Origin of the sequence: Frankia sp. AgKG'84/4 (genome assembly GCF_023242965.2) — a bacterium.
In the GTDB taxonomy this organism is placed as follows: Bacteria; Actinomycetota; Actinomycetes; order Frankiales; family Frankiaceae; genus Frankia.
The window spans coordinates 1-4,710 of the sequence record NZ_JALKFU020000416.1; the positions used below are offsets into that span (position 1 = coordinate 1).

A 4,710-nucleotide genomic window follows, 5' to 3' on the forward strand; every position below is an offset into this window, starting at 1 on the left:
GCGCCGCCGTGCCCGGCCGGCGCGGCTTCGGGCCGGTCCTCGGCCCGTGCCACCGGATGACTTTCCGTCATCGTTGTCCTCCGTGTTCGTCGACGGCGAGTCCGCCGAGGGTCGCCGCCAGCGAGGCGGCAGATACCCCATAGGGTATCCGATACCTCCCGGGGTATCTTAGGCTGGTCGGCGCCCGTGACGGCGGAAGAAGCGGATCACCATGAATCACAGCCAGAGAGCACGTCAGGCGATCCGGCGCCCACTCCGCCCGCGCGGCGGCTCTGCTCGCTCAGGCAGGTCTGCCGGTGTCGAATCTCGGCGGCGGGATGAACGCCTGGGCTCGCGCCGGCCTCCCGGTCATCGCCAGAGGCGGGAGCCCGGGCCGCGTCGCCGGACCGCGGCAGCTCTTCCCACACCCGAGACGGAATGGCCCTCGAAGTCCTCGCGGTCGCGCAGGACCAGCGATCGACGGGTCAGCCGGCCGACCGAGGGCACGACGTCCCGGGAGTGGAACCGCCACCCAGCCGCACCGGCCCGGAATGAGGACCGCCACCGCCGCCTTATACCCCGTGGGGTATAAGGCGGCGAGCCGACAAACGTGAAGGGGAGAACGACTTTGTTGTTCAGCCAGTACTACCTGGAGTGCCTGTCCCAGGCCTCGTACCTGATCGCTGACGAGGCCAGCCGCCGGGCCGTGCTGGTCGACCCGCGCCGCGACATCGCCGAGTACCTCGCGGACGCCGAGGCACGCGGACTGACCATCGAAGGCGTGGTCAACACCCACTTCCACGCGGACTTCGCCGCCGGCCACCTAGAGGTCGCGGCCGCCACCGGCGCCTGGATCGGCTACGGCCGTCGCGCCGACACCGAGTACCCGATCCGGCCGCTCGCCGACGGCGAGCGGATCAGCCTCGGCGACGTCACCCTGCAGATCATGGAGACCCCGGGCCACACCCCCGAGTCGATCAGCGTCCTCGTCTACGAGCACGCCACTGACGCCGTCCCCTACGGGGTTCTTACCGGTGACGCGCTGTTCATCGGCGACGTCGGCCGGCCCGATCTGCTCGCGTCCCTCGGCGTCACCGCCACCGAGCTCGGCCGGATGCTCTACGACAGCGTGCAGCGCAAGCTGATGAGCCTCCCCGACGAGGTCCGGGTCTTCCCCGCGCACGGCGCCGGCTCGGCGTGCGGCAAGAACCTGTCCACCGAGCGGTCCTCCACGATCGGCGATCAGCGCCGCGCCAACTACGCCTGCGCACCGATGAGCGAGGAACAGTTCCTCGCGCTCGTGACCGGCGGCCAGCCGTCCGCTCCCGGCTACTTCGTCTTCGACGCGGTACTCAATCGCAAGGACCACCCGGTCTTCGACCCGACAACGGCACCGCGGCCCCTGACCACCGCCGAGTTCCTCACGGCACGCGCCGATGGCGCCGTCGTCGTCGACACCCGCGACCCGCAGGAGTTCGCCGCCGGACACATGCGCGGCTCGCTCAACGTCCCCGCCGACGGCCGGTTCGCCGAAACCGTCGGCATGGTCGTCGAACCGGGCCGCACCGTGCTCGTCATCGCCGCACCCGGCCGCGAGGAGGAAGTCGCCGTGCGGCTGGCCCGGATCGGCTTCGACCAGGTCACCGGCTACCTGCGCGAGCCCGAGAACGCCTTCCGGGAGGTCGCCGACGGGGCCGTGCCAGACCAGGTCGTCCCCGCCAGCCGGATCACCACCGGCCAGTTGCGGGACGCGCTCGCCCGGACGCCCGAGCAGGGCGGCGCACCCGTCGTGCTCGACGTGCGCAACGCGGGCGAACGCGCCCTGGGCGCGATCGACGGCTCACTGCACATCCCGCTCGCCGAGCTCACCCGCCGCCTGGCCGAGGTGCCCGCCGACCGGCCAGTCGTCGTCCACTGCGCCGGCGGCTACCGCTCCTCCGTCGCCGCGAGCGCCCTGCGCGCGGCCGGTCACCAGGACGTCTCCGATCTGCTCGGCGGCTACACCGCCTGGGCGCAGCCCCTCACCCCCGCCACAGCCTGAGCTGGCCCGGGAGAACCGCCCTCGACGGCACCGACCACCGCAACCACCCCGCGCGAGCCAGCATGATCCGCCGCCGCCTCGGCTGGCGGAACCGCCACGCCGTCGACAAGAAACTCCGCGCCGTCGTCGCCAAGGCGCGCGTTGCCTGATGCGACACCAGAGGCACTCACAGCCCTACGGGCGATGAATTCCTGGATGGCGGCGCCCGCTGGCGTGCCTCAGGCAGCACCAGCTCCAGACATCGAAGGGCGGTGGTTCGGGAGGCTCTGCGCTGAAGACTCCAGGCGCGACGGGCTGGGTTGCCGTCAACGGCGGCGGACGCGACAAGAGCCGCAGATCGCCCGTTGGGCGGGATCTGCGGCTCTTAGTGGTGGGCAGGGGCGGGGTCGAACCGCCGACCTTCCACTTTTCAGGCGGACGCTCGTACCGACTGAGCTACCTGCCCCAGGCCGTCTGACCGGATGGATCTTCGGCCCTACGAACGCGGTCCCGACGGGATTCGAACCCGCGACCTCCGCCTTGACAGGGCGGCGTGAACTCCAGACTTCACCACGGGACCATGCGTTATTGCGATCTTCAATTGCTACCCCCCGTCGGAGCCGCTAAGGGCGCCCCGACTGGAACTGGTGGTCATGCTACACGACTGCGGGGCCAGGCGAGCCGGTGGAGGCGATGGATTCTTACCCAACGCTCACCGCGCTGGATCACTCGCGACGCGCTACCCGACAGTGTTCCCACGTCCACCCGCGCCTCCCCACCCAGGCGCGGTCGACGCGCCCGCGACGTGGTGCCGTCCAGGTAGGCCGGCAGGCTCCTTCGAAATAGAGTGTCAGATTCCTGCTCTCCGTCTTCGTTCGATCACATTCTCGACGGGCCGTCGGCCCTGGCGCGCGGCGTGGTCGGGCGGCCCGCCGTCACCCCCGCTGGCGCCACCCGCGCGGGGGATGAGCCTGTTTCCGAAGGTCCTCTCGCCGGCGCTGGGCAGCGAATATCCTGGAGATGCCAATCCCGCAATTTGGTTGTCTGGGCGATATGTCCGGTCCAACCTGCGGGTACGGAGGGTGGCGTGCACATCGGGTCCGCGCCGCGGGACACCACGCGAGACCGCGTTTCGGGGGAGGTTTCAGACGACGATGCCGTCCGCCGACCGGGTCGCAAGACTCATACCGCTACAGTCAATGAGTATCCTGAATAAGGAAGGCGCTCCAGGGGAGAAGCTTGCCGCGCAGGTCGCCCGCCGCATCGAGGAGGACATCATCGGCGCCGGTTGGCCGGTCGGGACCGTGATCGGCTCCGAGCAGGCGCTGATCGAGCGGTACGGAGTCAGCCGCGCCGTGTTCCGGGAGGCAGTCCGAATCGTCGAGCACCACCAGGTCGCCGTCACCCGTCGAGGGCCGGCCGGCGGGCTGGTCGTCCGCGCGCCGGACGAGGCCGCGGTCGCCACGGCGCTCGGCGTCTACCTGGAGCACGTCGGGGTCACGATCGAGTCGATCCTGCACGCCCGGTACATCGTCGAATCGCTCGCCGCCGCCCTCGCGCCGGGCCGCATCACCGAGGACGGCATCAAGATCCTGCGCGGCATCATCAACCGCCAGGCCACGGAGGACCCGAGCGAGCTCAGCCCCCACCACAAGCTGCACCACGCGATCGCGGCGGCGACCGGCAACCCGGTCCTCGTCCTGTTCGTCGATGTCCTCAACGCGCTGACGGTGCGCTACAGCGCGCGGGAGTACGCCGCCGCCCGCCGCTCCATCGCGCCGTCGCTGCTCACCGAACGGTCCGAGCGGGTGAACCGCGACCACGTGGCCATCGCCGAGGCCGTGATCGGCGGTGACGAGGCCCGCGCCGAACATCTAACGGCGCAGCACCTCGACGTCATGCACGAGTGGATCACCACGCCGTCGACCGGTGGCGTCGTGCGGCGACTTCGTTCCACCGCGCCCGGCCTGATGTCCACCGCGGACGGCACCATCGCGCCCAGCAAGCTGGCCGAGACCGTCGCCGGTCGCCTCCACGAGGACGTGACGCAGGCCGGCCTGCCCGTCGGCGCGGTCATCGGTTCGGAAAGCGAGCTGCTGGCCCGCTACGGAGTCAGCCGCTCGGTGCTGCGCGAGGCCGTCCGGCTGCTCGAATACCACTCGGTGGCGCAGATGCGCCGAGGACCCGGTGGCGGTCTGGTCGTCGGCAAGCCGGACCCGACCGCGACGATCGAGGCCACCGCCCTCTACCTGGAATACAGCCAGGCGGGTGTGGAGGATCTGCGGATCGTGCGCAACGCGCTGGAGCTGAGCTGCATCGACATCCTGGTGGAGCGACGTGACCCGGAGCTGATCGAACGGCTGAGCGCGCTGCTGGCCACCGAGAGCGCCGGCAGCGAGGACAGCCGCGGCGACCTCGCGGACGACGACAGGTCCGACGACGACAGGTCCGACGACGACAGGTCCGATCGCGGCAGGTCCGATCGCGGCAGGTCCGATCGCGGCAGCGAGCTCAGCGGCGGGACGCCCGGCCATCGGCTGCACCTCGAACTGGCCCGGCTGACCGGCAACGAGGCACTGGCGTCGTTCGTCCGGGTGCTGACGGCGGTCTGGCCACGCCACCTCGCCAGAGCCCACGCCCGCCCGGACGGCTACCCGAGCCGCCAGCCGGCCGTCGACGAGGTCGCGCTGCCTGGCCGCCGGCCGCCAGCC

At 71.0% G+C, this 4,710-nt stretch carries 2 protein-coding genes and 2 tRNA genes; 2 read left to right on the forward strand and 2 right to left on the reverse strand.

What is annotated here, in order from left to right; genetic code table 11:
- The first annotated feature begins 607 nt into the window (after positions 1 to 607).
- A complete protein-coding gene (locus MXD58_RS20270; RefSeq protein ID WP_248841294.1) occupies positions 608 to 2,020 on the forward strand; it encodes a rhodanese-like domain-containing protein in 1,413 nt (470 codons plus the stop codon).
- Between the two features lie 368 nt (positions 2,021 to 2,388).
- Here the strand turns inward: MXD58_RS20270 and MXD58_RS20275 are convergent.
- Together MXD58_RS20275 and MXD58_RS20280 are read right to left on the reverse strand one after the other, a co-directional pair.
- Positions 2,389 to 2,465, reverse strand: a tRNA-Phe gene (locus MXD58_RS20275).
- Between the two features lie 39 nt (positions 2,466 to 2,504).
- Positions 2,505 to 2,579: transfer RNA gene (locus MXD58_RS20280), tRNA-Asp, on the reverse strand.
- A 619-nt stretch (positions 2,580 to 3,198) separates the two neighbouring features.
- Here MXD58_RS20280 and MXD58_RS20285 point away from each other — a divergent pair.
- Positions 3,199 to 4,710 (forward strand): FadR/GntR family transcriptional regulator (locus MXD58_RS20285; RefSeq protein WP_250609736.1); only part of this gene is annotated, 1,512 nt, incomplete at its 3' end.